General features: G+C 69.3%; 23 protein-coding genes. 12 read left to right on the top strand and 11 right to left on the bottom strand.

Features of this window, described 5'->3' with window-relative positions; all coding sequences use genetic code 11:
• Positions 1-191: 191 nt before the first annotated feature.
• Both AC07OX_RS25540 and AC07OX_RS25535 read left to right on the top strand, forming a co-directional pair.
• The gene (locus tag AC07OX_RS25540; RefSeq protein ID WP_495262167.1) at positions 192-2,087 is read left to right on the top strand and encodes a sigma-54-dependent Fis family transcriptional regulator; all 1,896 of its coding nucleotides are present in this window, start codon (positions 192-194) and stop codon (positions 2,085-2,087) included.
• 56 nt (positions 2,088-2,143) lie between these two features.
• Positions 2,144-2,974 carry a class I SAM-dependent methyltransferase gene (locus tag AC07OX_RS25535; protein ID WP_354347734.1) on the top strand — a complete coding sequence of 277 codons (831 nt, stop codon included), beginning with the start codon at positions 2,144-2,146 and terminating at the stop codon, positions 2,972-2,974.
• Between the two features lie 7 nt (positions 2,975-2,981).
• Here the strand turns inward: AC07OX_RS25535 and AC07OX_RS25530 are convergent, their stop codons facing one another.
• Positions 2,982-3,782, bottom strand: a complete 801-nt coding sequence (locus tag AC07OX_RS25530) for a DUF1266 domain-containing protein (RefSeq protein WP_495262168.1) — start codon at positions 3,780-3,782, stop codon at positions 2,982-2,984.
• Between the two features lie 40 nt (positions 3,783-3,822).
• The gene (locus AC07OX_RS25525; protein ID WP_495262169.1) at positions 3,823-4,824 is read right to left on the bottom strand and encodes a hypothetical protein; all 1,002 of its coding nucleotides are present in this window, start codon (positions 4,822-4,824) and stop codon (positions 3,823-3,825) included.
• A 330-nt stretch (positions 4,825-5,154) separates the two neighbouring features.
• On the opposite strand from AC07OX_RS25525, the gene AC07OX_RS25520 reads away from it, so the two are divergent.
• The 3 genes from AC07OX_RS25520 (at position 5,155) to AC07OX_RS25510 (ending at position 10,132) form a co-directional block, all read left to right on the top strand.
• Positions 5,155-5,541, top strand: coding sequence for a DUF4259 domain-containing protein (locus AC07OX_RS25520; protein WP_495262170.1), 387 nt, complete (start codon positions 5,155-5,157; stop codon positions 5,539-5,541).
• Between the two features lie 220 nt (positions 5,542-5,761).
• The gene (locus AC07OX_RS25515) at positions 5,762-8,932 is read left to right on the top strand and encodes a hypothetical protein (RefSeq protein ID WP_495262171.1); all 3,171 of its coding nucleotides are present in this window, start codon (positions 5,762-5,764) and stop codon (positions 8,930-8,932) included.
• Positions 8,933-9,088: 156 nt separating this feature from the next.
• On the top strand, positions 9,089-10,132 hold the full coding sequence (locus tag AC07OX_RS25510) for an RNA methyltransferase (RefSeq protein WP_495262172.1): 1,044 nt from the start codon (positions 9,089-9,091) through the stop codon (positions 10,130-10,132).
• Here AC07OX_RS25510 and AC07OX_RS25505 read toward each other — a convergent pair.
• Positions 10,125-10,877, bottom strand: coding sequence for an alpha/beta fold hydrolase (locus AC07OX_RS25505; protein WP_495262173.1), 753 nt, complete (start codon positions 10,875-10,877; stop codon positions 10,125-10,127). The genes AC07OX_RS25510 and AC07OX_RS25505 overlap by 8 nt on opposite strands.
• A gap of 239 nt (positions 10,878-11,116) precedes the next feature.
• Between AC07OX_RS25505 and AC07OX_RS25500 the strand changes: the two genes are divergently transcribed.
• Positions 11,117-12,715: an OpgD/OpgG family glucan biosynthesis protein gene (locus AC07OX_RS25500; RefSeq protein WP_062474459.1), complete on the top strand. Its 1,599-nt coding sequence runs from the start codon at positions 11,117-11,119 to the stop codon at positions 12,713-12,715.
• Between the two features lie 397 nt (positions 12,716-13,112).
• On the opposite strand, the gene AC07OX_RS25495 is transcribed toward AC07OX_RS25500, so the two are convergent.
• The 3 genes from AC07OX_RS25495 to AC07OX_RS25485 all read right to left on the bottom strand — a co-directional run bounded on the left by AC07OX_RS25495 (position 13,113) and on the right by AC07OX_RS25485 (position 14,555).
• Positions 13,113-13,352, bottom strand: coding sequence for a hypothetical protein (locus AC07OX_RS25495; RefSeq protein WP_495262174.1), 240 nt, complete (start codon positions 13,350-13,352; stop codon positions 13,113-13,115).
• Positions 13,353-13,361: 9 nt separating this feature from the next.
• Positions 13,362-13,856: a pentapeptide repeat-containing protein gene (locus AC07OX_RS25490; RefSeq protein ID WP_495262175.1), complete on the bottom strand. Its 495-nt coding sequence runs from the start codon at positions 13,854-13,856 to the stop codon at positions 13,362-13,364.
• Positions 13,857-14,141: 285 nt separating this feature from the next.
• Entirely contained in the window at positions 14,142-14,555 is a 414-nt protein-coding gene (locus AC07OX_RS25485) for an FKBP-type peptidyl-prolyl cis-trans isomerase (RefSeq protein WP_492735921.1), read from the bottom strand.
• Positions 14,556-14,691: 136 nt separating this feature from the next.
• On the opposite strand from AC07OX_RS25485, the gene eat reads away from it, so the two are divergent.
• From eat to AC07OX_RS25465, 4 genes are read left to right on the top strand one after another with little or no spacing between them, the layout of a single operon-like run.
• Positions 14,692-16,098: an ethanolamine permease gene (gene eat, locus AC07OX_RS25480; protein WP_307636965.1), complete on the top strand. Its 1,407-nt coding sequence runs from the start codon at positions 14,692-14,694 to the stop codon at positions 16,096-16,098.
• 9 nt (positions 16,099-16,107) lie between these two features.
• On the top strand, positions 16,108-17,502 hold the full coding sequence (locus AC07OX_RS25475) for an ethanolamine ammonia-lyase subunit EutB (protein ID WP_495262176.1): 1,395 nt from the start codon (positions 16,108-16,110) through the stop codon (positions 17,500-17,502).
• A complete protein-coding gene (eutC, locus tag AC07OX_RS25470) occupies positions 17,499-18,314 on the top strand; it encodes an ethanolamine ammonia-lyase subunit EutC (protein WP_495262177.1) in 816 nt (271 codons plus the stop codon). Before AC07OX_RS25475 ends, eutC begins: the two co-directional genes overlap by 4 nt.
• Positions 18,311-18,892: a peroxidase-related enzyme gene (locus AC07OX_RS25465; protein WP_062474448.1), complete on the top strand. Its 582-nt coding sequence runs from the start codon at positions 18,311-18,313 to the stop codon at positions 18,890-18,892. The genes eutC and AC07OX_RS25465 overlap by 4 nt, the downstream gene beginning before the upstream one ends.
• Before the next feature lie 22 nt (positions 18,893-18,914).
• Here AC07OX_RS25465 and AC07OX_RS25460 read toward each other — a convergent pair whose 3' ends face one another.
• Genes AC07OX_RS25460 through AC07OX_RS25450 form a run of 3 tightly spaced genes read right to left on the bottom strand, consistent with a single transcriptional unit; the run spans position 18,915 to position 22,008 of the window.
• Complete coding sequence (locus AC07OX_RS25460; RefSeq protein WP_495262178.1) at positions 18,915-20,678, bottom strand: phosphoethanolamine transferase; 1,764 nt, start codon at positions 20,676-20,678, stop codon at positions 18,915-18,917.
• 57 nt (positions 20,679-20,735) lie between these two features.
• A complete protein-coding gene (locus AC07OX_RS25455) occupies positions 20,736-21,311 on the bottom strand; it encodes a phosphatase PAP2 family protein (protein WP_070059370.1) in 576 nt (191 codons plus the stop codon).
• On the bottom strand, positions 21,298-22,008 hold the full coding sequence (locus AC07OX_RS25450; protein ID WP_495262179.1) for a phosphatase PAP2 family protein: 711 nt from the start codon (positions 22,006-22,008) through the stop codon (positions 21,298-21,300). The genes AC07OX_RS25455 and AC07OX_RS25450 overlap by 14 nt, the downstream gene beginning before the upstream one ends.
• A gap of 138 nt (positions 22,009-22,146) precedes the next feature.
• On the opposite strand from AC07OX_RS25450, the gene AC07OX_RS25445 reads away from it, so the two are divergent.
• Both AC07OX_RS25445 and AC07OX_RS25440 read left to right on the top strand, forming a co-directional pair.
• Positions 22,147-22,821, top strand: coding sequence for a response regulator (locus AC07OX_RS25445; protein ID WP_062474437.1), 675 nt, complete (start codon positions 22,147-22,149; stop codon positions 22,819-22,821).
• Entirely contained in the window at positions 22,818-24,176 is a 1,359-nt protein-coding gene (locus AC07OX_RS25440) for a sensor histidine kinase (RefSeq protein WP_495262180.1), read from the top strand. Before AC07OX_RS25445 ends, AC07OX_RS25440 begins: the two co-directional genes overlap by 4 nt.
• A 30-nt stretch (positions 24,177-24,206) precedes the next feature.
• Here the strand turns inward: AC07OX_RS25440 and AC07OX_RS25435 are convergent, their stop codons facing one another.
• Together AC07OX_RS25435 and AC07OX_RS25430 are read right to left on the bottom strand one after the other, a co-directional pair.
• Positions 24,207-24,629, bottom strand: a complete 423-nt coding sequence (locus AC07OX_RS25435; RefSeq protein ID WP_070059373.1) for an acyl-CoA thioesterase — start codon at positions 24,627-24,629, stop codon at positions 24,207-24,209.
• On the bottom strand, positions 24,626-25,459 hold the full coding sequence (locus AC07OX_RS25430) for a DMT family transporter (protein WP_235926640.1): 834 nt from the start codon (positions 25,457-25,459) through the stop codon (positions 24,626-24,628). Before AC07OX_RS25430 ends, AC07OX_RS25435 begins: the two co-directional genes overlap by 4 nt.
• Between the last annotated feature and the right edge of the window lie 21 nt (positions 25,460-25,480).

Genomic DNA, 25,480 nt, shown 5'->3' with positions numbered 1-25,480 from the left:
GCGGCGGCCCGCACAGGCACCGCAAGCGGCATACCCGCGCGGATCGGGACAATCCCCAAGCCTCGCGCCACAGGGGCGCGGCCCGCGCAGAGGGTTTCCATTCGCAATCTGCGACAGATGGGCGCGACGGCGGCGACTACGATGTCGCACAAGGCGAATCGCCGGCAATCCCGCCCACGGAGTTCCGCAAGATGAGTGAAGCTTCCGCACCCTCGGTCAGCGTCGCGCAGGCCCGCGAGCTGTTCTTCGCCCAGGGCCGCGACCCGGCGCCATGGATCGCGCCGCACATCTCGCGCTCGTGGCAGCGCAGCCGGCCGGTCGATCCGCACTGCATCGACCCGACGCCCATGGCGCCTTCGCTGCTCAACGAGCGGCGCGAGCAGGCGATGCGCCTGCTCAGCTGCGCGCAACCCGAGCTCGACGGGCTCGCCGAGCACGCGGTGGGCAACGGCTGCATCGTCGCGCTGTCGGACGCGAGCGGCCTCATCCTCGAAGAAATCGGCAGCCCCGACTTTCTGCCCAAGGCCCAGCGCGTGGCGCTGCAGCCCGGCGTGGAATGGTCGGAGAGCCATCGCGGCACCAACGCCATCGGCACCGCGCTGGCCGAGCGCGTGGCGCTGATGGTGCTGGGCGGCGAGCATTACCTGGCACAGAACGGCCGGCTGGGCTGCGCGGCGGCGCCCATCTTCAGCGGGCGCGGCGAGTTGGCCGGCGCGCTCGACATCTCGGGCGAGACCGCGCGCGTGAACCACCATGCCCTCGGCCTGGTGCGCATGGCGGCGCAGCAGGTCGAACACCGCATGCTGCTGGCCGAGGCCTCGGGCCATGTGCTGCGCTTCCATGCGCGGCCGGCGCTGATCGGCACCGCACGCGAAGGGCTGATGGTGATCGAGGGCGGGCGCATCGTGGCCGCCAACCGCGTGGCGCTCGACCTCTTCGGGCGCACGTGGGAAGGCCTGCTCGACCTCGACGCCGAAGAATTCCTGGGCGCGCAGTGGCCGCGCATGGAGCACCGGCGCAGCCTGCTCACGCTGCCGGGCGGACGGCAGATCGCGACCGTCATGGAGCGCACGGGCACGGCGAACAGCGGCACGGGCCGCTCCGGTGGTGCGCGGCAGGTAATGGCCGCGAACACAGCGCCCGTCGACAACGACGACGTGGTGCGCCCATTGCTGGCGCGCGCCGTGCGCGTGCTCAACGAAGGCGTGCCGGTGCTCGTGAACGGCGAAACCGGCAGCGGCAAGGAGGTGTTCTCTCGCCGCCTGCACGCCGCCAGCCGCCGCAGCGCGGGCCCGTTCGTGGCCGTCGATTGCGCCTCGCTGCCCGAGACGCTCATCGAGGCCGAGCTGTTCGGCTACGAAGAAGGCGCCTTCACCGGCGCGCGCCGCAAGGGCATGCCGGGGCGCATCCGCGAGGCGCACGGCGGCGTGCTCTTTCTCGACGAGATCGCCGAGATCCCGCTCGCGCTGCAGACGCGCCTGCTGCGCGTGCTCGAAGGCCGCGTGGTCACGCCGCTGGGCGGTGGCCAGGGCGTGGCGGTCGATTTCGATTTGATTTGCGCCACGCACGCCGGCCTGCCCGCGCTGGTCGAGGCCGGGCGCTTTCGCGCCGACCTGATGTACCGCGTGGCCGGCTTCACCGTCGCTCTGCCCGCGCTGCACGAGCGTGCCGACCGGCGCGCGCTGATCGCGCGGCTGTTTCTCGAATCGGGCGGCGCCGCCAAGCACCTGTGCCTGGAGAACGACGCGCTCGAGCGCCTGGCCGCCTACCGCTGGCCCGGCAACGTGCGCGAGTTGCGCAGCGTGCTGCGTGCGCTCGTCGCGCTGGCCGACCCGGGCGATGCGGTGACGGCCGATGCGCTGCCCGCGCACCTGCACGACGCCGCGCCCCTTGCCGACTTCAGCGAAGCCACCCTGTCGCAACCCAACGCGCCCCTGCAGACCATCACGCGCCACGCCATCGACGAAGCCCTGCGCGCCTGCGACCACGACGTGGCACGCGCGGCCCGCCGGCTCGGCGTTCACCGCAGCACCGTGTACCGCCACCTCGCGCGTCAGCGCCCGCCCGCGGGCAACACCAAAGACTGACTTGCCCGCACGCGCGGGAGCGGCCAGACTTTGCGCATGGCCCTGCCCCCGCATTCATGACCACCGGCAAATCCGCGCGCAAGCTCTCGGCCGTGCCGTCCACCTTGCGGATTCCGCTGGCCGCGCGGGCTTCGGGCGATGCGCTGTTTCCGCAGATGGCCGTGCGCGACGCCTACGCCGCCGGCATCCTCGAGCAGATCCGCGACGACGACCACGCCCTGCCGGACGACCGCACGACCATCTACGGCATCCTCGCGCGCACGCGGCGCTTTCGCAGCCTGGCGCAGGACTTCCTCAAGCTGCACCCAGGCGCGCGCGTCGTGAACCTGGGCTGCGGCCTGAGCCACTACTTCCAATGGCTGGACGACGGCAAGTCGCGCATGACCGATGCCGACCTGCCCGAGGTGCTGGCCCTGCGCCGCGAACTGCTGCCTGAAACGCATCCGCGCCACGACCTGCGCGAACTCGACCTCTCGGCGCCCGGCTGGTGGGAGCAGCTCGGCCTGCCGCGCAAGCGCCAGGCGCAGCCGGTCTTCCTGTTCACCGAGGGCGTGCTGATGTACCTCACGCCCGAGCAGGTGAACGCCGTATTCACCACCTTCGGCGAACGCGCGCCTGCGGGTTCGGTGCTGGCCTTCGACGCGATGTGCTGGCTGGCCGTGGGCCGCGCGCGCCAGCATCCTTCGGTGCGCGCGACCGGCGCGGAGTTCCAGTGGGGCCTGCGCCGGTACGAAGACCTCACGCAGCCCCATCCGCGCCTGCACCTGGACGGCACCTACCGCGTGATGGAAGGCATCGGCTGGCCCTACACGCTGTTCGCGCCGATGGTGCTGTTCTTTCTCGGCGTGCCGATCTATGCGGTGTACGCGCTGAGGGCGAAGGACTAGAACCTCTTCAGGCGAACGGCACGCTGCGCCACGGGCTGCGCGTGTCGCTCAGCAGCAGGCGGTTGGTGCGCAGCAGATGCTCTTCACGCGCATCGGAGTACTGCCAGATCAGGCCCGCCGCGATGTACGCGGCGCTCACCTGCGACCAGTTGGCATAGGCCGCGCGCACCTGCGATGCCAGACCGCCCGCAAAGTCCGCGAACTCCGCGCGGTCGATGAAACCCAGCTGCACGGCCCAGCGCGACAGGTTGGCCAGGCGCACCGCGTCCCAGGCCACCAGGTTCGTCAGCTGGTCCGGCGCCACGCCGAAGTGCTTGCGCAGGGCCTGGACCCAGCTCTGGCTGCCGGTCATCAGCTGGCTCAGCTCGGCGCTCGAGTGCCCGGTCTGCGCGGACAGCGCCCGCATGTCCAGGTGCTCGCGCGCCTTGATCTGGAAGAACGCGGGAAACCACGCGTCCATGACCAGGCGCAGCACGCCCGGCGTGGACTGCACCGCCGCATCGATCGCGCCGATGGCCTTCCAGGCCGGCAGGTACTTCGCGCGCTGCCCTTCCTCGGTCAGCCAGCGCGCGGTCTGCTCGAAGCTCGCGCGATCACTCACGTTCCACACCTGCGCGATGCCTTCGCGCAGGGTGTCGTTGTCCTTGCCGGTGAGCACCGCGTTCACGCAGTCGCCGTTGAAGGCCGACAGCGGCGTGCTCAGCGTGACCAGCCATTGCTCCTGCGCGGAAAGCGCGGGCGCGGCGGCGTCGAACTTGAGCTTGTCGTTGTCGAGCATCGCGTGCGCGAGCGTGTCCTTGAACCCCATGAAAACTCCTCCGAATCTTGTTGAATGGCGCGCGGGCGGATCAGGCCTTCGATTGCAGGCGCACAACCTCCTGCTGCAGAAACGCGAGGAAGGGTGCGCGCAGCGATTCCTTCATGTGCGCCGGCAGCGCCATCGGCGGGGTCGAGCCCGTCAGCAGCTGGTCGCCCTTCTCTCCGATCTGCAGCGCACGCACCTCCACCCGCTCCAGCGCGATGCGCAGCGGCGACTCCATCAGGTCCTTGCCGTACAGCGCCTGCGCGGTGAGCGCCACGCCGTAGGGGCCGCCGAAGAGCGGAAAGTCGGCCAGCGCGAACTGCAGCGTCTCGCCCGCGGGAATCTGGAACTTGTCCGTCACCTTGCCCAGCTTCTTGGCGAGCTTCGGGTTGGTGGGATCAAGCAAGGTGTCGATTGCGCCGTGGTCGGCCACCAGTTCGGCCAGCGTCCAGACGCGCTGCTGCGCCTGTCGCTGGCTGCCGTTTTCCGCGTGGTACGCGAGCACCGCCGCGACCGTCGGCGCCAGCAACTCGCCGCAGCGTTTGAGCAGCACCGGCTCGGGCGCGTCGGCCACGCCGGACCAGTCTTTCCACGCCTTGAAGCGCGCGAGCAGCGTCGAGACGAACGAAGGTGCATCGTCCGCACGCGCGGGCAAGGCATGGCCTTGCGCCGGCGGCGGTGCGGCCGACAGCACGGTGAAGTCGTCCTGCACGTACACCGCCTGGTCGGTCAGCAGCAGCCCTTGCGAGGTGCGCTTGCCGCTGAGCCGGTTCATCGCGTGGTAGCCGAGGAAGAACAGCGGGATCTCGTCGCCCAGCCACGGCCTGGGCAGGTACATCTGCTCGACCGCCTGCGCGAACACCTGCGGCGCATCTTCGTGGTCGGGGTGGTCCGCCTGGTCGGGCAGGAAGGCAAAGGCCGACAGGTCGGCATGCAACGGTGCCTGCACCTGTTGCTGCACGCGCGCACGCAAGGCATCGCCGTGGCGCGCGCGTTCGGGCGGCAACGCGCCCAGGTGATCGGTGAACGACGAAAAAACGAATGACATGCTGAATCTCTCCCTGAAACCGTGGTTGTGAATGGGTAAGCGGCCCGGCATCTGCTTCCGTGGGCCATGCACGGCAGATCGGCCGTGACCGCGGCGTGTCCTGGAAGGACACCGCCGCAACGCCGGCCCAAGGGAAGTGTTCCCCGGCGGCTCACGGACTGGATGATCACGCGCCCCCATGTCAGGAGCGCGGCCATGCTACTGGGAAGCGTCGTCTGGCATTCTGACGAATTCTGCGAGGGCGCGCGATCACGAAATTCGCGCCGCTAGCATCAGCGCATCTTCAAACCGTGGCCACTCTGTGATGCGCCACACACGGGAGTCAAACGAATGGGTACATGGTCGACAGCAGGCTTCGGCAACGACGAGGCACTCGATTGGCTGGCTGAACTACAGGAAGCCGATGACGCGCTCGCCTTCATCCGCGAGACGCTGGATTCAGGCTCCACCGAAGGCACCGTCGCCGCGGCCGAAGTGCTGGCGCTGCTCGCCGGCCAGGGCAGCGCCGACGTGCACCCGGACGCCGTCGACTGGTGCGCCGGCAAGGCCGCGCCGCCGGCCGACCTGCGCCATGCCGCCGCCGACGCGCTGCAGGCCATCCTCGACGACCCCGATGCGGACGGGCACGACACCTGGGCCGAGCTGGGCGAGGACGACGAGGACTACCTTGCGTGGCTCGCCAACCTGAAGAGCCTGCAGGTCCGGCTGCGCGGTTGAACCGCGCTGAACGCGCCCGGCGTTCCGGCCAAAGCGTGCGCCGTGTTACGTAACGAGTGGCGACAGCTGCCCGTTTTGCACCACGGGCCTGACAGGGCCATTCGCACAAAATTCTTTTCGAATCAACGAGATACGGCGTTTTCGGCCCATCACTGACGGATGAAGTCGAAGGCGGCACGCATGTTGCCCTCTGTAGTCATTTATTTGACGAGGAGGCCGCATGACCACCACCGTATCGCCGATCGCTTCGATCCCCGCCGCCGCCGAAAGCGGCGCCCCCGTGGTGCTTGCACAGGCCAGCGTCACCCCCCTGGGCCCTGTCGCCTCGAGCGCCCCCATGGCCGCGCCCGCCGGGCCGACCAGCCTGGGCACCCTGTCCAACGCCACGCCCGGCACGGTCGTCATGCGCGACGGATTTCGCATGCCGGTGGACGGCAACCAGACCCTCATTGCAGGCGACCGCGTGATCGTGCCCGACGGCGGCCAGGCCAACGTGCTCTTCCCCGGCTCGGCCACCAACAAGGCGCCGCTGGCCGGTGTGTTCGCGGGTGGCACCGACGCCACCATCACCTCGACCAAGCTGTCCAGCGGCCTGGAGCAGGTGAACGTCGACGTGGCCGCCGGCAACCTCGATGTCACCTCGCCCGACAGCGACGCGGAAGCCGCGGCACTCGCCGTGAGCAAGAAGACCGCGGCCGGCAGCGGCATCGGCCTGGGCGAATTCGCACTCGGCGCACTGGGCGCCATCGGCCTGGGCGCCGCGCTGAGCGGCGGTGGCGGCGGCGACGGCGGCGGCTTTCCCCTGTTCGTCTCGGGCATCGGCGACAGCGACGCGGATGCCGATTCGGATGCCGATGCTGACGCCGACGCCGACTCGGATGCAGACGCCGATGCCGATGCCGATTCGGACGCCGACGCGGATTCGGATGCAGACGCCGACGCTGATGCGGACGCCGATTCGGATGCGGATGCCGATGCCGACGCAGACCACCTGCTCGATCCGGGCGACGGCCTCGCCGGGCACCTGCTGGGCGCCCTCGACAACGCGCTCGGCCTGGGCGGCGGTGCGACCAACGTGCGCAGCGCCTCCGGCTCGTCGGGCACGCTGGCCTCGCTGATGCCCGTGGCCGACGGCCTCACCGACCTGGTCGACGACCTGCTCTCGCCGGTCACCGGCGAGGAGTTCAAGGCCAACGATCCCAACGAGTTCGAACCGGTGGACAACGCGGTCGAAAACATTGCCGTTCACGTGGGCGGCGTGCTGACCCCCGTGGTCGACGGCCTGCTCGGCGAAGGCCTGACCGATGCCCTCGTCGGCTCGCTGATCGGCCAGGTCGACTACCTGACCGACGCACTGGGCAATGCGCTGGAGAACGTGCTGGGCAGCGAAGGCCTGCTCGGCGGCATCACCACCCCGCTGGGCCTGGACGGCCTCGTGGACGACCTGCTCGGCACGGACGGCGTCGTCGGCCAAGTGCTCGAGGGGCTGCTGGGTGACGGCAGCCTGCTGGGCAGCGTGCTCGGCGAAGACGGGTTGATCGGGCAGTTGCTGGGGGATGACGGGCTGCTCGGTGGCGTGCTGGGCGATGGCGGTTTGCTGGGTGGCGTCCTCGGCGGCGAAGGCGGCTTGTTGGGCGGTGTGCTGGGTGACGACGGCCTGTTGGGCGGTTTGCTCGGTGGCGACGGGGGCCTGCTCGGCGGTGTGCTGGGCGATGACGGCCTGCTGGGTGGTGTCCTCGGCGGCGAAGGCGGCTTGCTTGGCGGCGTGCTGGGTGACAACGGCCTGTTGGGCGGCTTGCTCGGTGGCGATGGGGGTCTGCTCGGCGGCGTGCTGGGCGACGACGGCTTGCTGGGCGGTGTCCTCGGTGGCGAAGGCGGCTTGCTCGGGGGCGTCCTGGGTGACGATGGCCTGCTGGGTGGCCTCCTCGGCGGCGAGGGCGGCCTGCTTGGCGGCGTGCTGGGCGACGACGGCCTGGTCAACGGCCTCCTCGGTGACGAAGGCATCCTTGGCGGCGTGCTCGGCGGCGACGGCGCCCTGTCCGGCCTGCTCGGCAGCGAAGGCCTCACCGGCGGACTGCTTGGTGGCGACGGACTCGTGGACAGCCTGCTCGGTCCCGACGGCGCGGTCGGCTCCCTGCTGAACGCGACCCCGCTGGCCGGCCTGCTCGGCGGCGAAGACGGCTTGCTCAGCGGCCTGCTGGGCGATGACGGACTCCTGGGTGGCGTCCTCGGTGACGACGGCCTGCTGGGCGGCGTGCTGGGCGACGACGGCATCCTCGGTGCCGAAGGCCCGGTCGGCGGCCTGTTGAATGGCGTCCTTGGTGGCGACGGCGGCGGCCTGCTCGGCGGTGTGCTGGGTGACGATGGTTTGCTGGGCGGTTTGCTCGGTGGTGACGGCGGCCTGCTCGGTGGTGTGCTGGGTGACGACGGCCTGCTGGGCGGCGTCCTCGGTGGCGACGGTGGCCTGCTCGGCGGCGTGCTCGGTGACGACGGCCTGCTGGGTGGTGTCCTCGGTGGTGAGGGAGGCCTGCTCGGCGGCTTGCTGGGTGACGAAGGCCTGCTGGGCAGCCTGCTCGGCGGCGGCGACGGCGGATTGCTTGGCGGCGTGCTGGGTGACGACGGCTTGCTGGGCGGTGTCCTTGGCGGTGACGGCGGTTTGCTCGGCGGCGTGCTCGGCGACGACGGTCTCCTGGGCGGCGTCCTCGGCGGTGACGGCGGTTTGCTCGGCGGCGTGTTGGGTGACGACGGCCTCCTGGGTGGCGTTCTCGGCGGCGACGGTGGTCTGCTTGGCGGCGTGCTCGGTGACGATGGTCTGCTGGGCGGTGTCCTCGGCGGCGACGGCGGTCTGCTCGGTGGCGTGTTGGGCGACGACGGCCTGCTGGGTGGCGTCCTCGGCGGCGATGAAGGTGGTCTGCTCGGCGGCGTGCTCGGTGACGACGGCCTGCTCGGCGGCGTGCTCGGTGACGACGGCCTGCTGGGCGGCGTCCTCGGTGGCGGCGAAGGCGGCGAAGGCGGCTTGCTCGGCGGCATCGTCGGCGAAGACGGCCTCGTGGGCAGCCTGCTCGGCGGCCTGCTGGGAGGCAAGAGCCCCGTCGCAGACATCCTGGAGCCGGTGTCGTCGGTGCTCGGCCATGCAAGCGATGCCGTGGCACCGGTCGTGGCCGAGGCCACGCAAGCCGCATCCGGCACCGCGGTGCCCGCGGCCGACATCCTGGCCGGCGCCAGCTCGGCAGTTGCCCCGGTGGTCGCCGAGGTGGTGAACACCGTCGAGCACGCGGTCACGCCGCTGGTGTGTGAGGTCGTGGCCCCGATCACCAGCCTGCTCGACCACAGCGGCACGGGCTCCGCGCTGGCGCCCGTGACGAACATCCTGCACGGCCTGCTGGGCTGACCGAAGGGAGGGAGAGGCCGGCAACGGCCCTCCCCTTTGTTCCAATTCGCGCACACGAAGGCGCAGCGCACCGTTTCTGGCGCGCTGCGCCTTCGCACGCCTGCCGTGCACAATCGGCGCTCCCGAGACCAGAGCCCCCCTTGCCCCACGCCGCGCATGCGAATCCACGAACTGAAACGACGACTCCGCGAGGCCGGGGCCGGTCCCAGCCACGAGCAGCGCATCCTGCGGCTGTGGTCGCACGCGCTGCCACGCAACAGCGGCAGACGCCTGCCGGCCACCTTCTTCCCGTCGTCGCTGATGGAGGCCCTGCCGGCCATCGAGGCCGAACTGGCGGGCCTGGCGCGGATCCATGCGGTTCACCCCGGCGCGGACGGCTCCGAGCGGCTGCTCGTTGCGCTGGCCGACGGCCAGACGGTCGAAAGCGTGCTGCTGCCACGCGATGGGCTGTGCGTCTCGTCGCAGGTCGGCTGCGCCGTCGGGTGCCAGTTCTGCATGACGGGCCGCGACGGCCTGCTGCGCCAGGTCGAGAGCGCCGAGATCATTGCGCAGGTCGCCCTCGCGCGCCTGCGCCGGCCGGTGCGCAAGGTGGTGTTCATGGGCATGGGCGAACCGGCGCACAACCTGGACAACGTGATCGAGGCCATCGAGTTGCTCGGCACGGTCGGCAACATCGGCCACAAGAACCTGGTGTTCTCCACCGTCGGCGATCCCCGCGTGTTCGAGCGGCTGCTGCAGGCGCGCGTGCGGCCCGCGCTGGCGCTCTCGCTGCACACGACCAATGCGGAGCTGCGCCGCAAGCTCCTGCCGCGCGCGCCGAACCTGACGCCCGAAGCCCTCATCGACGCAGGCGAGCGCTATGCCCGCGCGACCGGCTACCCCATCCAGTACCAGTGGACGCTGCTCGAAGGCGTGAACGACGGGCCCGAGGAAGTCGAGGGCATCGTGCGTCTGCTGTCGGGCAAGTACGGCGTGCTGAACATGATCCCGTTCAACACGGTGGACGGCGTGGCTTTCGGCCGCCCGTCGCGCGCGCGCTGCGAGCAGATGGCCCGCACGCTGCACGAACGCGGCATCCTCACGAAGCTGCGCTATTCGGCCGGCCAGGACGTCGACGGCGGCTGCGGCCAGCTGCGGGCACGCGCGGCCGAAGTGCGGGTGACGGTGCCGATCCGCCGCGCCGACGACCGGCTCAGCTGAGCGAGGCCATCCAGTCCCACACCGCGCCGGGCGCCTCGGCCATCACGTTGTGGCCGTGCGGGCCCAGGTCACGGGCGTCAGGGTCGAGGGAACGGGTCTGTTCGATCGTCACCAGCGCGTCGTGGCGGCCCTGGCCCAGGTGAATCGGACAGCGCGCCAGCCCGACCAGTTCGGACAGCGGCGGCTTGCCCACGGCATTGGCGCGCGGGTCCATGGCGAGGCGCCATCCCTCGTCCTCTTGCGTCACGCCGCGCGCCACGACGGGCGCCGCCGCGTCGGCGATCGCGGCCAGGCCGGAGACCTTCAGGTAGCGGTCCCGTGCCTCTTCTTCCGTTGCAAAACGCTTGGCCGGCTGCGTCGCCAGCGTCTCCATGCGGCGGACCTCTTCATCGCTCCATGCGACCTTGATGCCCGCCGCGAAGACCGCGTGCGGCACGACGCCAAACCATCCCGTCGCGAGAGCCAGGCCGATCACGCCGCCCAGCGAATGGCCGAGCACCACGAGGCGGCCTTCGGGCTGCAGATGCGGCAGCACCGCACGCGCCACGGTGGCGGCGTGCTGGCCGATGGCGTAGGAAGCCTGCCGGTCCGATGCGCCGTGCCCGGGCAGGTCGAGCGCAAGCCAGCGGCCGCGCCATCGCGCACCGGCCTGCGCGCACAGCGGCGCCCACACCGCGCCTGTCGCGCCCATGCCATGCAGCAGCACCAGCAGGTCCGCGCCTTCGCCGCCTTGTTCCGTGTACATGTCCGTTGTCTCCTGACACTTTCGATGGCGCGAGAATACCCGGCGACGCCCCGAAAAGGGCCCGATCGGCACCCGCTGCCGCAAGACAGCGCGGGGCCTTGTCCGGCCCCGTTTGCGCGGAATGGCTGACGCGCCGTACCCTGTGGTCCGGGGCATGCTTGCCGTTGTTTTTCCCCCGTCTCCCCGACGCTTCTCTTTTCCCTTCTCCTCCAAAGGCTTTCGCCGCCCCTCAAGAACCCATGCTTGATCGCCGATCCTTCCTCGCCGCCGGCAGTGCCGCCGCCGCACTCGCCGCCCTGGGACTGCCCGAAGAGGCGCTGGCCGCCAACGGCCTGCAACTGAGCCAGCCGGCGCCCTTCTCCTTCGATGCGCTCGTCGCGCAGGCCAAGCGCCTCGCAGCCCGCCCCTACACCGCCGCCGCGCCGCTGGCGCCGCAGGTGCTGGAGCGCATCGACTACGACGCGCACGGCAAGATCCGCTTCGACCCCGCCAATGCCCTCTTCCGCGACGGGCCCGGCGCGTTTCCCGTCACGTTCTTCCATCTCGGCCGCTTCTTCCAGACACCGGTGCGCATGCACGTGCTGGAGACCGCCGGCGGCGACAGCTTTGCGCGCGAGGTGCTCTACAGCCCGTCGTACTTCTCGATGCCCCCTGACAGCCCCGCGCGCGCACTGCCCGAAGGCGCCGGCTTCGCGGGCTTTCGCCTGCAGGAAAGCCGTCTGGGCGACCAGGGCAAGCTCGACTGGCAGAAGAACGACTGGGTCGCCTTTCTCGGCGCCTCGTACTTCCGCGCCATCGGCGAGCTCTACCAGTACGGCTTGTCAGCGCGCGGCATCGCGCTCGACGTCGCGGTGCCCGACAAGCCCGAGGAGTTCCCGAACTTCACGCGCTTCTATTTCGAGACGCCCGCCGCGGGCAACACCACCTCGATGACCGTCTACGCGCTGCTCGAGGGGCCGAGCGTCACCGGCGTGTTCAAGTTCGTCATGCAGCGCGGCAAGGCCGTCATCATGGACATCGACGCGCGCGTGTTTCTGCGCCGCGACGTGTCGCGCCTGGGCCTGGTGCCGCTCACGTCGATGTACTGGTACTCGGAAACCATCAAGCCCACCGCCATCGACTGGCGCCCCGAGGTGCACGACTCCGACGGCCTCGCGATCTGGAACGGCGCGGGCGAGCGCATCTGGCGCCCGCTCAACAACCCCACGCAGACCCGCGCCTCCGCGTTCGCCGACACCAAGCCGCGCGGCTTCGGCCTGCTGCAGCGCGACCGCAACTTCGACCACTACCAGGACGGCGTCAACTACGAGAAACGCCCCAGCCTGTGGATCGAACCGCTGGGCGACTGGGGCGAAGGCTCGGTGCAGCTCATCGAGATCCCGACCGACGACGAGATTCACGACAACACCGTCGCCTTCTGGGTGCCGAAGGCCGATGCAAAAGCCGGGGCAAGCTACAGCCTGCAATACCGGCTGCACTGGACCGACCAGGAGCCCTTTCCGTCACCGCTCGCACGCTGCGTCGCCACCCGCATCGGCCGCGGCGGCCAACCGGGCCAGCCGCGCCCGCAGGGTGTGCGCAAGTTCATGGTGGAGTTCATCGGACAGCCGCTCACCACGGTGCCCTTCGGCGTGAAGCCCGAACTGGTGCTCACCGCGCCGCGCGGCAAGTTCTCGTATGTCTTCGCCGAAGCCGTGCCCAACGGCGTGCCGGGCCACTGGCGCGCGCAGTTCGACTTCACGCCCGAGGGCACGGAGCCTGTCGACATGCGGCTGTATCTGAAGAACGGGGATCAGACGTTGACGGAGACCTGGCTGTATCAGTACCAGCCGGGGTGAGTGGGAGCCCCAGACGGCAAGGCAGGCTGCGGGGCATCCGCAGCCGTCAAATTTCGAGATCTGACAAGGGTCGATGCTGTGGGCAGTGACCTGCCTCAGCCTCGGAAGCGAAGCCAGAGTTCGTTGATTCGCAGTGCTACGGATGCCCAATGGCGAGATCAGACACGCTTACATCCTCGGGCGATCCGATGCCCCGTCCAGACACTTCCACCGGATGTCTGCAACGACTACGCCAGCCAACATGGTCGACGGATGAGGAAATCGGTCTCCCTTGAGCACCCTGGCGGTTCGATTCCAAGTGTTGAATGCGTCGGCCAGCGCATGGCTGTCGTCCACCCGCGCAACCCAAAGACCCGAATACGGACACGGTGAGCCTCCGTCAAACCACTTGTCGGCGCTATCGATAGCTGATTGGCTCTCGACGGAAGACAGATGGGCCTTCTTGGGCCGTGCCGAAAAAAATGAGGCCACCGATGCATCCAACAATCAGGCCGACGAGCGCGCCGACAGCCATATAGAAAATACCGAGAACGGCACCAATCGCGTCGCCCGCGCTGTGCGCACAATCTCCGCATATGGTGAGACCAACACATCCGCCAATGAACGCGCCGATGATCGAAAAAGGAAGCCACAACATATTGCAGCCTCAGTTGATTCGCGCGTTGGTCAGTTGCATGTCTTCGAACTGACTGCCCGTGAAGTCGACCTGCTCGCCCTGCAGGTTGGTCGCACTCACCTGCGTGCCTCGGCATTCGAGCAACTTCAAGCGCGACCACTGGCTCGCATCGAAATTGAGTGCGGTCCAGTTGCAACGGGTGAAGGTGCAATCGCGGAGCGTGCTGGCCTTGAGCTGCGACGCGCTGAAAGTGCAATCGACGAAGGTGCATCCACTGATCGCGATCCGCTGCATGTCGCACTGACCGAAGGAACAGCCGCTGAACTGGCACATGCTCCAGACAGCGTCTTGAAAAGTGGTCGATGTGAAGCTGCTGCCGCTGAAAGCGCTCGACGAGAAAGTGACCAGATTCAGGTCGAGGCCAGCGTAGGCATTGCCGTCGCTCTGACCGGAAAGACCCGCCGGCGCACCGCCTGCGCCCTTTCGCCATTTGTCGTGGTCCTCGATGATTTGTTTAGCGCTCATGGTGCACCTCGAAAAATCCGACTGCACATGAGGGCACCACGCGGCCCAGAAACATCAGAGTGGCGGTGCCATTGCTATGAAGCGTGCGCGTTGGCGCAGCACGGAATGCGGACATGTGTTCCTCCCAGAAGCCGCTCCTGTGGATCAGGAGTCAGGCGGCGGATTGTGGGAGGCCCATGTGCGCAAAAACAGGGGGAAAGAATCGGGCAACTATTGCGTGGCGAGCAGCGTGATGGACTGCACGCACCGCCCATTGCCCAAGCCGGTCCTGACCGGCCTCGGCCGTTATCGCTTCGTGACCGACACCAGCTCGACTTCGAAATTCAGCGTCGCATTCGGCGGAATCAGGCCGTTGCCCGCACCGCGCGCACCGTAAGCAATCGACGCCGGGCAGGTCAGCTTCGCCTTGCCGCCCGGCTTCATCTTCTGCACGCCTTCGGTCCAGCACGGGATCACGCCGTTGAGCGGGAACTCGGTGGGTTCGCCGCGCTTGTACGAGCTGTCGAACTCCTTGCCGCTGTCAGGGAAGGTGCCGCGGTAGTGCACCTTGACCACGTCGGTGGCGGCGGGCGATGCGCCGGTGCCTTCCTTGAGCGACTGGTAGATCAGGCCGCTGGGCGTGGTCACGGCGGCGGATTGCGCAAAGGCTGCGGGGATAGCAAAGACGGACACGAGCGCGGCACAGACAAATGACTTCACGAAACACCTCGGTGGTTGAAAAGCTGCCGATTATGGACAGCCCCCGTGAAGCCGCCTGTACGCCGATGTATCCGATGGAACGGCCCTTGCTTTGGGAGGGGTGCACTGTCACCATCCGCCCAGAGAGGAAGCCCCCATGCGCTCCAACGACGCTCCGCCGGCCCCCGTCGCCGGCACCGGTCATCTCAAGAAAGTCCTCGGTCCCGTCCAGTTGTGGGGCATCGCGGTCGGCCTCGTCATCTCGGGTGAGTACTTTGGTTGGAGCTACGGCTGGAACACGGCGGGCACCCTCGGCTTCCTGGTCGCCACGGTGCTGGTGGCGACGATGTACACGACCTTCATCTTCAGCTTCACCGAGCTCTCGACCGCCATCCCGCACGCGGGCGGCCCCTTCGCCTATGCGCGGCGGGCCTTCGGGCCGCGCGGCGGTTTCGTGGCGGGCTTCGCGACGCTGATCGAGTTCGTCTTCGCGCCGCCGGCCATCGCGCTGGCGATCGGCGCGTACCTCAACGTGCAGTTCCCGGGCATCAACCCGAAGTGGTTCGCGGTCGGGGCCTACGTGGTCTTCATCGGACTCAACTGGATCGGCATCGGCATCGCGGCGGCGTTCGAGTTGTTCGTCACGGTGCTCGCGATCTTCGAGTTGCTGGTGTTCATGGGCGTGGTCGCACCAGGCTGGTCGATGGCGAACTTCGTGGCCCACGGATGGGCCGGCGGCAACGTGCTGAACGGCGCGGCGGTGTCGGGCATCTTCGCGTCGATTCCGTTCGCGATCTGGTTCTTCCTGGCCATCGAGGGCGCGGCCATGGCGGCCGAAGAGGCGCGCGATCCGCACCGCACGATTCCGCTGGCCTACACCACCGGCATCGTCACGCTGGTGCTGCTGGCCTTCGGCGTGATGATCTTCGCGGGCGGCGTGGGCGACTGGCGCCAGCTCGCGAACATCAACGACCCGCTGCCGCAGGCCATGAAAGCGGTGGTGGGCGCCAACAGCGGCTGGCTGCACATGCTGGTGTGGATCGGCCTGTTCGGCCTGGTCGCCTCGTTCCACGGCATCCTCATGGGCTATTCGCGCCAGATCTTCGCGCTCGCGCGCGCCGGCTACCTGCCCGCCTACTTCGCCGGCCTGAGCCCGCGCTTCGACACGCCGCACCGCGCGCTGCTGGCCGGCGGCGTGGTCGGCATCGCCGCCATCTTCAGCGACGAATGGGTGCAGTTCGGCGGGCAGACGCTCACGGCCAACATCGTCACCATGGCCGTGCTCGGCGCGATCGTGATGTACCTGATCTCGATGGCCGCCCTGTTCAAGTTGCGGCGCACCGAGCCCGACCTGCTGCGCACCTACCGCGCGCCCTTCTACCCCGTGTTCCCCGCCGTCGCGCTCGGGCTCGGGCTGGTGTGCCTGGGCGCGATGGTCTGGTTCAACCCGATGCTCACGGTGCTGTTCCTCGTTCTGATGGCGGCCGCCTACGGCTACTTCCTGCTCACCTCGGCGCAGCGCGACGCCGCCGCGCCGGACGCGATGCTGTCTTCCACGCCCTGACAAACAGACATGCGCTACCGCACCACCATTGCCGGCCAGGGCTTCGCCTTCGACGATCTGCGACAGGTGCTCGCCTGCGCCAGCCCCGCGCGCTCGGGCGACTACCTGGCGGGCCTCGGTGCAGCCACCGCGCAGCAGCGCATGGCGGCGCGCCACGTGCTGGCCGACACGCCGCTCAAACAGTTCCTCACCGAGGCGCTGATTCCCTACGAGCAGGACAACATCACACGGCTCATCATCGACACGCACGACGCGCAGGCCTTCGCGCCGGTCGCGCACCTCACGGTCGGCGACTTCCGCAACTGGCTGCTGTCGGAGCAAGCCACCACAGAGGCACTCGCCGCGCTGGCACCGGGGCTCACGCCCGAGATGGTGGCGGCCGTGTCCAAGCTCATGCGCAACCAGGACCTGGTCGCGGTCGCGAAGAAGTGCCACGTGGTCACGCGCTTTCGCGACACCATCGGCCTGCCCGGCCACCTATCCGTGCGCCTGCAACCCAACCACCCCACCGACGACCTGCGCGGGGTGGCCGCCTCCACGCTCGACGGCCTGCTCTACGGCGCGGGCGACGCAGTGATCGGCATCAACCCCGTGTCCGACAGCCTGCCGGTGCTCGGGCGCCTGCTGCACATGCTCGACGAGGTGATCCAGCGCTTCGAGATCCCCACGCAAAGCTGCGTGCTCACGCACGTGACCAACACGCTGAAGCTCGCCGAGGCCGGCGCGCCGGTCGACCTCGTGTTCCAGTCGATCGCGGGCACCGAAAAAGCGAACCTCTCGTTCGGCGTGACGCCCGCGCTGCTCGACGAAGCCCAAGCTGCGGCTCAGTCGCTTGCGCGGGGTACCGTCGGCAACAACCTCATGTACTTCGAGACCGGCCAGGGCAGCGCGCTCTCGGCCAACGCCCATTTCGGCGTCGACCAGCAGACCTGCGAGGTGCGCGCCTATGCGCTGGCGCGGCGCTACCAGCCGCTGCTCATCAACACCGTGGTCGGCTTCATCGGCCCCGAGTACCTGTACGACGGCAAGCAGATCATCCGCGCCGGCCTCGAAGACCACTTCAGCGGCAAGCTGATGGGCCTGCCGATCGGCTGCGACATCTGCTACACCAACCACGCCGAAGCCGACCAGGACGACATGGACACGCTGCTCGTGCTGCTGGGCACGGCGGGCATCAACTTCATCATGGGCATCCCGGGCGCCGACGACGTGATGCTCAACTACCAGAGCACCTCGTTCCACGACGCGCTGTTCCTGCGCGAAACGCTGGGCCTGAAGCGCGCGCCCGAGTTCGAGGCCTGGCTGCAGCGCATGCAGATCACCGACACCACCGGGCGGCTCGCACCGCCCTCCGCCAACCGGCTGCTGAGCGACATGGGCGGGCTGTCCGCGCTGGCGCCATGAGCGATTCGCCCGTCACCCCGAACCCCTGGGCGCAATGGCGCGCCGCCACGCCCGCGCGGCTCGCGCTGGGCCGCGCCGGTGCGGGCATGCCCACCGACGAAACACTGCGCTTCGGCTGGGCCCACGCGATGGCACGCGACGCGATCCATGCGGCGCTCGATGTCGACGCGCTCGATGCCGCATTGCGCGCCGACCGGTGGCCAGTGAGCCGCGTGCGCAGCCGCGCCCCCGACCGCACCACCTACCTGCGCCGCCCCGACCTCGGCCGCCAGCTCGACGCGGAAGATGCCGCGCACCTGCGCGACGATCGGCCTGCAGGCGGCTGCGACATCTGCCTCGTGATCGGCGACGGCCTCTCCTCCCTCGCCGTCGCCCGCCACGCCGTGTCGCTGCTTGCGGCGCTGCGCCCGCAGCTGCCGCCCGGCACGCGCCTGTCGCCCGTCTTCATCGCCACGCAAGCACGCGTGGCGCTGGCCGACGAACTGGGCGAAGCGGTGGGCGCGGCGCTGTCGGTCATGCTCATCGGCGAACGCCCGGGCCTGAGCTCCCCCGACAGCCTCGGCATCTACCTGACCCATTCGCCACGCCGCGGCCGGCACGATGCCGAACGCAACTGCATCTCGAACGTGCGACCCGAGGGGCTGTCGTACGCGCAGGCCGCCTTCAAGCTCGCGTGGCTGGTGCGCGAGTCGCTGCGCCGGGGGTTGAGCGGTGTGGGGCTCAAGGATGAGAGCGACCTGGCGGTGCTGGCTGCAGGCCCGGACGCCGTTGCCTATGATCCCGGGACCGATCCCCAGGAGACAAGCAGATGAACGCCCCCCGCTACCCCCTCGCCGAACTGAAAGACCTGCCCGACGACATCCGCACCGCGATTCTTGCCGTGCAGGAAAAGGCCGGCTTCGTGCCCAACGTGTTCCTCGGCCTTGCGCGCCGCCCCGCCGAGTGGCGGGCCTTCTTCGCGTACCACGACGCGCTGATGCTCAAGGAGGAAGGCTCGCTCACCAAGGGCGACCGCGAGATGATCGTCACCGCCACCAGCGCGGTCAACCAATGCCTGTACTGCGTGGTGGCGCACGGCGCACTGCTGCGCATCTACGAGAAGAAGCCGCTGGTGGCCGACCAGGTGGCGGTGAACTACCGCAAGGCCGACATCACGCAGCGCCAGCGCGCGATGCTCGACTTTGCGATGAAGGTCTGCGAACGCTCGCACGAGATCGACGACCGCGACTTCGGGCCGCTGCACGCGCACGGCTTCGACGACGAGGACATCTGGGACATCGCGGCCATCACCGCCTTCTTCGGCCTGAGCAACCGCCTGGCCAGCTTCAGCGGCATGCAGCCGAACCCGGAGTTCTTCCTGATGGGCCGGCTGCCGCGCGAAAAGAAGTAAGAAGCCGAAGCTGCGGGCGGGCTCAGCTCTTGCCGCGGCAGGAGGCCAGCGCATCGAGCGCGGGCTTGTAGGTGGGCGTGGTCACGTCCATGAGGCCCAGCACCGTGTGATAGAGGTTGTCGTGCGTGAGCGGCGCGTCCAGGCCCGCCTCCATGCACGAACGCGAGAGCTTGCGGCGCTCGCTCATGCCGTCGCCGAACCAGGTGACCATGGGCACGTGCTTTTGCGCATCGGGCGCGAAGCTGTAGGGCACGCCGTGCAGGAACAGGCCGTACTCGCCCAGCGACTCGCCGTGGTCGCTCATGTACAGCAGCGCCGTGTCGTACTGCTTGGATTGGGTCTGGAGCCAGTCGATGGTCTGGCCGAGGAAGTGGTCGGTCTGGGCGATCGAGTTGTCGTAGACGTTCATCAGTTCGGCATGCGCGCATTCGGCCAGCGCGTTGGTCTTGCACTCTGGCGTGAAGCGCTTCAGTTCGGGCGCCGAGCGCTTGTAGTAGGCCGGGCCGTGACTTCCCATCTGGTGCATCACGAGCACGACACCCTTGGCACGCCGCTCGGCGGGCAGCGCGGCGATGCGTTCATCGAGCCCCTTGAGCATCACGTTGTCGAGGCACTCCTCGCCGTCGCACAGGGCCTTCTTGGTGGCGGCGTCGAGCCCGTCGAAGGCCGAGGCGTTCGGGATGCGCGCGCACACGCCCTTGCAGCCGGCCTGGTTGTCGAGCCAGAACACGGCCAGGCCCGAGGCCTGCAGCACGTCCATGAGGTTCTCGTACTCGTCCTTGCGCGACTCGTAGCCGCTCTTGCCCAGGGGCGAAAACATGCAAGGCACCGAGGCCAGCGTGTTGGTGCCGCACGAGCGCACCTCGCGGTAGCTCAGCACGTTGCGCTTGGCGAGCTCGGGCGTGGTGTCGCGGGCGTAGCCGTTCAAGCCGAAGTGGTCGGACCGCGCGGTCTCGCCCACCACCACCACGAACAGCGGCGGCCGTTTCTGCGCCGCATAGCTCGCGCCCAGCGCCGTGCCTGCAGTGATCGGGATCAGCTTGCTGCTGCGCTTGAACATCGGCTTGAGCACCACGGCGCCGGCCGAGTACAGGCTGGCGATCGGGTTCATCATGTAGCGCAGGTGCACGTTGTTGCGCATCAGCGGCGCGAGCTGCCGGTTCATGGCCACGGCGGTGACCACCGCCACGACGGCGGCCAGCACCAGCAGCAGCGCGTTGCGCCAGACGTGCGACAGCAGCCCCATCGGCACGATGCGCACGCGCCAGATCGCCCAGGCCGCGGGCAGCACGACCACGAGCACGTTGAAGGCCATGCGCCCGCTCAGCAGGTCGCGCGCTTCGTTGGGGTCGGTCTGGAACGCGTTCGCGATCATGCTCGGGTCCATCACCACGCGGTACTGGAGCATGTAGTGCTGCGCCACCGCGGCGATCACGACCACGAGCAGCCACAACGGCTTCATCCAGCGCGACCAGGCCGTGAGCGACAGCATCGCCACGGTGCCGCAGAAGGTGAGCATGCCCAGCGCGGCGATGGTCGGCATGTAGGTGCTGGGCGCGCCGCCCAGGCGGGCCAGGTCGTTCAGCAGCGGCCAGTTGGCGGTGAGGCCGAGGTACAGGCTGAGCCAGACGATCACCTGCCGCGTCGAGCGGGGCTGCGAGATCCAGCGGTCGATGCGTTGCCAGAAAGGGCCGGCGGCGCCCGCATCCGACAGCGGCGCGGGGCGGGATTCAGATCGGCTGGGAGCACGCGCCAGCAGCGCGGAGTCGAAACGCGAAACAGACATGCCGCCAATGTAGGCAGCGTGCCTGAAGAGAGCCTGAACAGTTCATTCAGAGCGCATTCAGGCTCGGCCGATGCGCGCACGGCGCAGCAGCCGCAGGCGCGGGCTGCGCGACACCGCGCGGCCGGCGGGGCGGCTGATGCCGCGCTCCACCACGATCGAGACCAGCGCCGCCAGGATCGCGGCGGCCGTCACGTCGGTCGGAAAATGCAGGCCCAGGTACAGCCGGCTCCAGGCCACCACCACCGCCGCCACCAGCGCCAGCCGCATGGGCGTGCGCCATGGCAGGCACCACAGCGAGAAGGCGGCGGCGAAGGTGCCGGCCGCATGCAGGCTGGGGAAGCCCGGGCGCGCACCCTGCGGCACCCACTGGATGCCCAGGCCGTAGAACGCGGGCCGCGGGAACGGCAGCACCGAGCGGAACACGTTCACCACCAGCCACACGACGAGCACGCTGACCAGTGCGGTGAAGAAGGCGTGGCGCCAGCGGCGGTCGAAGGCCGCGGCGGCCGCGATGGACAGCGCCAGCAGGGTCGGCAGCACGTCGGACGCGAACATCGCGAAGCGCAGGCTCCACGCCGGCGCGGAGGCCGAGGCGTTGATCCAGCTGAACAGGGCGAAATCAAGGGCTTGCATGCAGGGGCGCGGTGCGCTCGATGGGAGGAGACGTGCGGCGGCGCGTCGCCACCAGCTCGATGAGGAAGCCGACCGTCCAGCAGACCCAGGCGGTCCACAGCGTGTGGCTCATGTAGTGCGCGCCGCGCATCTGCTGCGCCACGCCGAGCACGAGGCCGGCGACCAGCGCCACGCACAGCCACACGACGGCCCCGCGCGGTGCCACGCGCCGCAGCACGAAATACCCGCCGAGGTAGGCAAAGGCGGCCGACGCATGGCCGGCCGGGAAGCAGCCGCCCGGCCCGCCGTCGTCCTGGCCCCAGGCCCAGTGCGACACGTAGCGCGCCACGCCGCCGAACTCCTTCAGGTCCCAGGGGCAGCTGGTGTCGCTCAGGTGTTTGATCAGGCTCACGGCCAGCACCGAGGCCAGCACCGTCAGCGCCAGCTGCACGCGGGCGCCCGTGTCCAGGCGCCGCAGCACGCCCACGGGCCAGCGAATGGCGGCGAACAGGCCGATCACCAGCAGCCAGCTGAGGTTTCTCGCGCCCTCGTGCATCACGTGGACCAGGAAGGGGTTCTCGCGCCAGGGAAAACCCATCGGCGTGCCGGCCAGGCGGGCCAGCGGCAGGTCGCCGCCAAGGGCGTCCCAGATCATCAGCAGGGCCAGGGCAAGCAAGGTCAGGGCTCCGAGACGGAGATGCGGGGTACGACGGGTCATGAAGAAAAACAGGCCTCGGAACAGACTGGCGCGAGCCTACGCACGCGGGATGAACCCAGTCTGAAGCGACCTGAACGATTCCTGACGCGATCGCCAGAGGGGCGGCGCTAGACTTCGAGTTTTTGTAAGGGCCACCGCGTGCGAATCTTGCTGGTCGAAGATGACAGTTCGTTGGCAGACGCGGTCTGCAGCTACCTCGTCGCCAAGGCGTTCGTCGTCGACGTGGCCCCCAGCCTGGCCGAGGCGCGCGGCGCCCTGCTCTCGGTGCAGTACGCGGCGGTGCTGCTCGACCTGCACCTGGGCGACGGCGACGGCCTCTCTTTGCTGCCGCAGGTGCGCGCGCTGCGCGAGCCGCCCATCGTCATCGTGCTCACGGCGCGCGACCAGGTCACCGACCGCATCCGCGGGCTCGACGCGGGCGCCGACGACTACCTCATCAAGCCCTACGACCCGGCCGAGCTGCTCGCGCGGCTGCGCGCCGTGGAACGCCGGCGCAGCGCCAACACCTCGCCGGTGCTGCAGCTGGGCACGCTGGAGATCGACCTGGCCCACGACCGCGTGCGCAAGGACGGCGTGCCCGTCGTGCTCACGCAGAAGGAATGGGCCCTGCTGCGCGTGATGGCCACGCGGCCCGAGCGCATCCACACGCGCGACAACCTGGCCGACGCGCTGTACGGCTTCGGCGACGAGGCCGACAGCAACACGCTCGAGGTGTTCATCAGCCGGCTGCGGCGCAAGCTCGGGCGCAGCCACATCCAGACGCTGCGCGGCCTGGGCTACCGGCTGTCGTTCTCGGCGGACGACGAGGAATGACCAGCGCCCTGCTGCGCGACCGCCGCGATTCGCTGGCCGGGCGCCTCACGCGCACGCTGATCCTGTGGGTCGGCGGCGTGTGGCTGCTGTGCGTGCTCGCCGTGGTCTGGTACGTGGACCGCGAGATCAACCACAACTTCGACAACGAGCTGGTGGAGGTGTCGCACCGCATGTTCGACATGGCGGTGCAGGAACTCGAGAAGCTGCGCCTGCGCCATGAAAGCGGCAAGCAGGACACGCCGCTGATCGCGCCCAAGCAGCTGTTCTCCGAAGACGCCGTGATGTACCAGGTGGTCGATGTGCACGAGCATGTGCTGCTGCGCTCGGCCGAAGCCCCCGACGATGCCTTCGACGTGCCGCTGGCCGCCGGCTTCGCCAACAACCAGACCTGGCGCATCTACACCGTGCGCCACCCCACGCTGGGCCTGTACTTCCAGGTGGCCGACCCGCTGGACGAACGCCGCCGCGCGCTGAACCGCACGCTGTTCGGCCTGATCATTCCGCTCGGCGCGGTGCTGCCGCTGCTGGCGCTGGTGCTGCGCCGCGTGGCGCGCACCGAGCTGCGCGTGCTGCAGCAGCTGGCCGCCGAGATCGAGAAGCGCAACGGCGCGGATCTGCGCCCGATCACCCTGCCCGGCCTGCCGCAGGAGCTGCGCGCGGTGGGCGACCATGTCAACCGGCTGCTGCAGCGGCTGTCGCAGTCACTCGACGTGGAGCGCGCGCTGGCCGCCAATGCCGCGCACGAGCTGCGCACGCCGCTGGCCGCCGCACGCCTGCGGTTGCAGACCGCGCTCGACCACGACCTGAAGCGCACCGACGTCGAAGGCGCGCTGCAGGCGCTGCAGATGCTGAGCCACCGCGCCGAAAAACTGCTGCAGCTGTCGCGCGCCGAATCGGGCGCCTCGCTCGCGCGGGCGCGGGTCGACCTGGTGCAGCTGGCGGGCACGGTGGCGCAGGAGTTCTGGCAAGACCCGCAGATCAACGAGCGCCTGAAGCTCAAGGTGCCCGACAGCGCGGCGCCCGTGGCCTTCGGCGACGTCGACGCGCTGGCGATCGCGCTGCGCAACCTGGTGGAGAACGCGCTGCGCTACAGCGGCGACGGCCGCGTGACGATCGAGGTCGCGGCGCCCTGCGTGCTGGTGGTGCGCGATGCCGGCCCGGGTGTCAGCCCCGAACAGCTGCAGTCGCTGCACCAGCGCCATGTGCGCCACGGCTCGGACCGCGCCGGCTACGGCCTGGGCATGTCGATCGTGGGCACCATCGTCGAGAAGCACAACGCGACGCTGGAGCTGGCCTCGCCGCCGTCCGGCATGGCGCGCGGCTTCGAGGCGCGCATCGTGCTGCGGCCGGCCTGAGCCTTTTTTCGTAGACGCGTCAGCGCGCCTTCAGTCGCTGACGATCTCGCGCAGCCAGTCGGGCAGCGCCAGCGCCTTCTGCTTCGGAAAATCGACCCAGATGGTGGTGGCGCCGCCGGCCGCGCAGAGCACGTCGGGCGCGTCCTCGCGGACCATGGTGGCCCAGCTCTCGAAGGTGGTGCGCCCCGGGTCGCTCACGTACATCTTGATCCGCACGTTGCCCGGGTACTCGATCTGGCGGTAGAAGTTGCAGAAGGCGTTGACGATCACCATGCCTTCGCCGCCCGGCGTGGGCTCCACGCCGAGCGAGCGGATCCAGTCGATGCGCGCCGTCTCGAGGTAGCGAAAGTAGGTGCCGTTGTTCAGGTGACCCATGGCGTCCATGTCGCCCCAGCGGATGGGGATCGACATCTCGTACACGAGCTTCTTCTTTTCGGGGATTTCGATTCTCATCGGTGGGCCTTGATGGATGCGAGGATGCCCAGGACGAACAGCGCCGCCGCCACCCATTCGGTGGCCTGCGGCCAGCGGCCGTCCCAGAGGAAGGAATAGAGCAAGGCGAACAGCGTCTCGCTCACGATGAGCTGGCCGCACAGGCTGGCCGAGAGGCGCTGGCTTGCGACGTTCCAGAGAATGGTCGCGAGCCACGACGAGCCGAAACCGCTCGCCAGCGCGATCCAGATGAACAGCATGCCGTCGGGCTGCGACTGCAGCGTGGCGACATCGCTGCCCGCCACCGCCCACAGCAGCAAGGCCCCGAGGCCGGTGGCGATGCCCAGCCAGTTGGCCCAATCGGCCGCGTGCACCTCGCGGTGCCGTTGCAGCCAGGCGGCGTTGAGCAGGCCGTAGACCGTCCAGCTCACCATCGAACACAGCGCCAGCGCGATGCCCCAGCCGAAGCGCGCGCCGCCACCACCACCCGCGCCGTGCTGCGCCGACCACGCGCCCCAGATCATCAGCGCGATGCCCGCGCCCGTGAGCAGCAGGCCGGGCAGCAAGGCCCGCATGTGCAGGCCCGCGGGCCGGCCCAGCAGCATCATCCAGACGGGAATGGTGCCGATGATGAGGCTGGGCACCTCGGTGCCCGCCGCCGCGATGCCGAAGGCCAGCAGCAGGTAGTAGCCGCTGAAGCCCAGCACGCTGAGGCCGAGCGCCGCCAGCGCCTGCCGGCCCGTGGGCCAGCGCACGGCCGCGGGCCGTGCGAACACCGCCAGCGCCGACACCGCGCCGAACACCGCGAAGCGCGCCGCCGTGATGTCGACCATGCCGAAGTGGCCGACCATGCGCGGCGCCACGAACACCAG

Source organism: Variovorax sp. GW821-FHT09D07, from assembly GCF_059416345.1.
The sequence above is the reverse complement of the archived record's forward strand: the minus strand, read 5'-3'. Positions and strand labels throughout refer to the sequence as shown.

Excerpts from the sequence above, each read along its gene's own strand:
- AC07OX_RS25540 (WP_495262167.1), top strand. The coding sequence starts at position 192 with ATGAGTGAAGCTTCCGCACCCTCGGTCAGCGTCGCGCAGGCCCGCGAG.
- AC07OX_RS25535 (WP_354347734.1), top strand. The coding sequence starts at position 2,144 with ATGACCACCGGCAAATCCGCGCGCAAGCTCTCGGCCGTGCCGTCCACC.
- AC07OX_RS25530 (WP_495262168.1), bottom strand. The coding sequence starts at position 3,782 with ATGGGGTTCAAGGACACGCTCGCGCACGCGATGCTCGACAACGACAAG.
- AC07OX_RS25525 (WP_495262169.1), bottom strand. The coding sequence starts at position 4,824 with ATGTCATTCGTTTTTTCGTCGTTCACCGATCACCTGGGCGCGTTGCCG.
- AC07OX_RS25520 (WP_495262170.1), top strand. The coding sequence starts at position 5,155 with ATGGGTACATGGTCGACAGCAGGCTTCGGCAACGACGAGGCACTCGAT.
- AC07OX_RS25515 (WP_495262171.1), top strand. The coding sequence starts at position 5,762 with ATGACCACCACCGTATCGCCGATCGCTTCGATCCCCGCCGCCGCCGAA.
- AC07OX_RS25510 (WP_495262172.1), top strand. The coding sequence starts at position 9,089 with ATGCGAATCCACGAACTGAAACGACGACTCCGCGAGGCCGGGGCCGGT.
- AC07OX_RS25505 (WP_495262173.1), bottom strand. The coding sequence starts at position 10,877 with ATGTACACGGAACAAGGCGGCGAAGGCGCGGACCTGCTGGTGCTGCTG.
- AC07OX_RS25500 (WP_062474459.1), top strand. The coding sequence starts at position 11,117 with ATGCTTGATCGCCGATCCTTCCTCGCCGCCGGCAGTGCCGCCGCCGCA.
- AC07OX_RS25495 (WP_495262174.1), bottom strand. The coding sequence starts at position 13,352 with ATGTTGTGGCTTCCTTTTTCGATCATCGGCGCGTTCATTGGCGGATGT.
- AC07OX_RS25490 (WP_495262175.1), bottom strand. The coding sequence starts at position 13,856 with ATGAGCGCTAAACAAATCATCGAGGACCACGACAAATGGCGAAAGGGC.
- eat (WP_307636965.1), top strand. The coding sequence starts at position 14,692 with ATGCGCTCCAACGACGCTCCGCCGGCCCCCGTCGCCGGCACCGGTCAT.
- AC07OX_RS25475 (WP_495262176.1), top strand. The coding sequence starts at position 16,108 with ATGCGCTACCGCACCACCATTGCCGGCCAGGGCTTCGCCTTCGACGAT.
- eutC (WP_495262177.1), top strand. The coding sequence starts at position 17,499 with ATGAGCGATTCGCCCGTCACCCCGAACCCCTGGGCGCAATGGCGCGCC.
- AC07OX_RS25465 (WP_062474448.1), top strand. The coding sequence starts at position 18,311 with ATGAACGCCCCCCGCTACCCCCTCGCCGAACTGAAAGACCTGCCCGAC.
- AC07OX_RS25460 (WP_495262178.1), bottom strand. The coding sequence starts at position 20,678 with ATGTCTGTTTCGCGTTTCGACTCCGCGCTGCTGGCGCGTGCTCCCAGC.
- AC07OX_RS25455 (WP_070059370.1), bottom strand. The coding sequence starts at position 21,311 with ATGCAAGCCCTTGATTTCGCCCTGTTCAGCTGGATCAACGCCTCGGCC.
- AC07OX_RS25450 (WP_495262179.1), bottom strand. The coding sequence starts at position 22,008 with ATGACCCGTCGTACCCCGCATCTCCGTCTCGGAGCCCTGACCTTGCTT.
- AC07OX_RS25440 (WP_495262180.1), top strand. The coding sequence starts at position 22,818 with ATGACCAGCGCCCTGCTGCGCGACCGCCGCGATTCGCTGGCCGGGCGC.
- AC07OX_RS25435 (WP_070059373.1), bottom strand. The coding sequence starts at position 24,629 with ATGAGAATCGAAATCCCCGAAAAGAAGAAGCTCGTGTACGAGATGTCG.
- AC07OX_RS25430 (WP_235926640.1), bottom strand. The coding sequence starts at position 25,459 with ATGGTCGGCCACTTCGGCATGGTCGACATCACGGCGGCGCGCTTCGCG.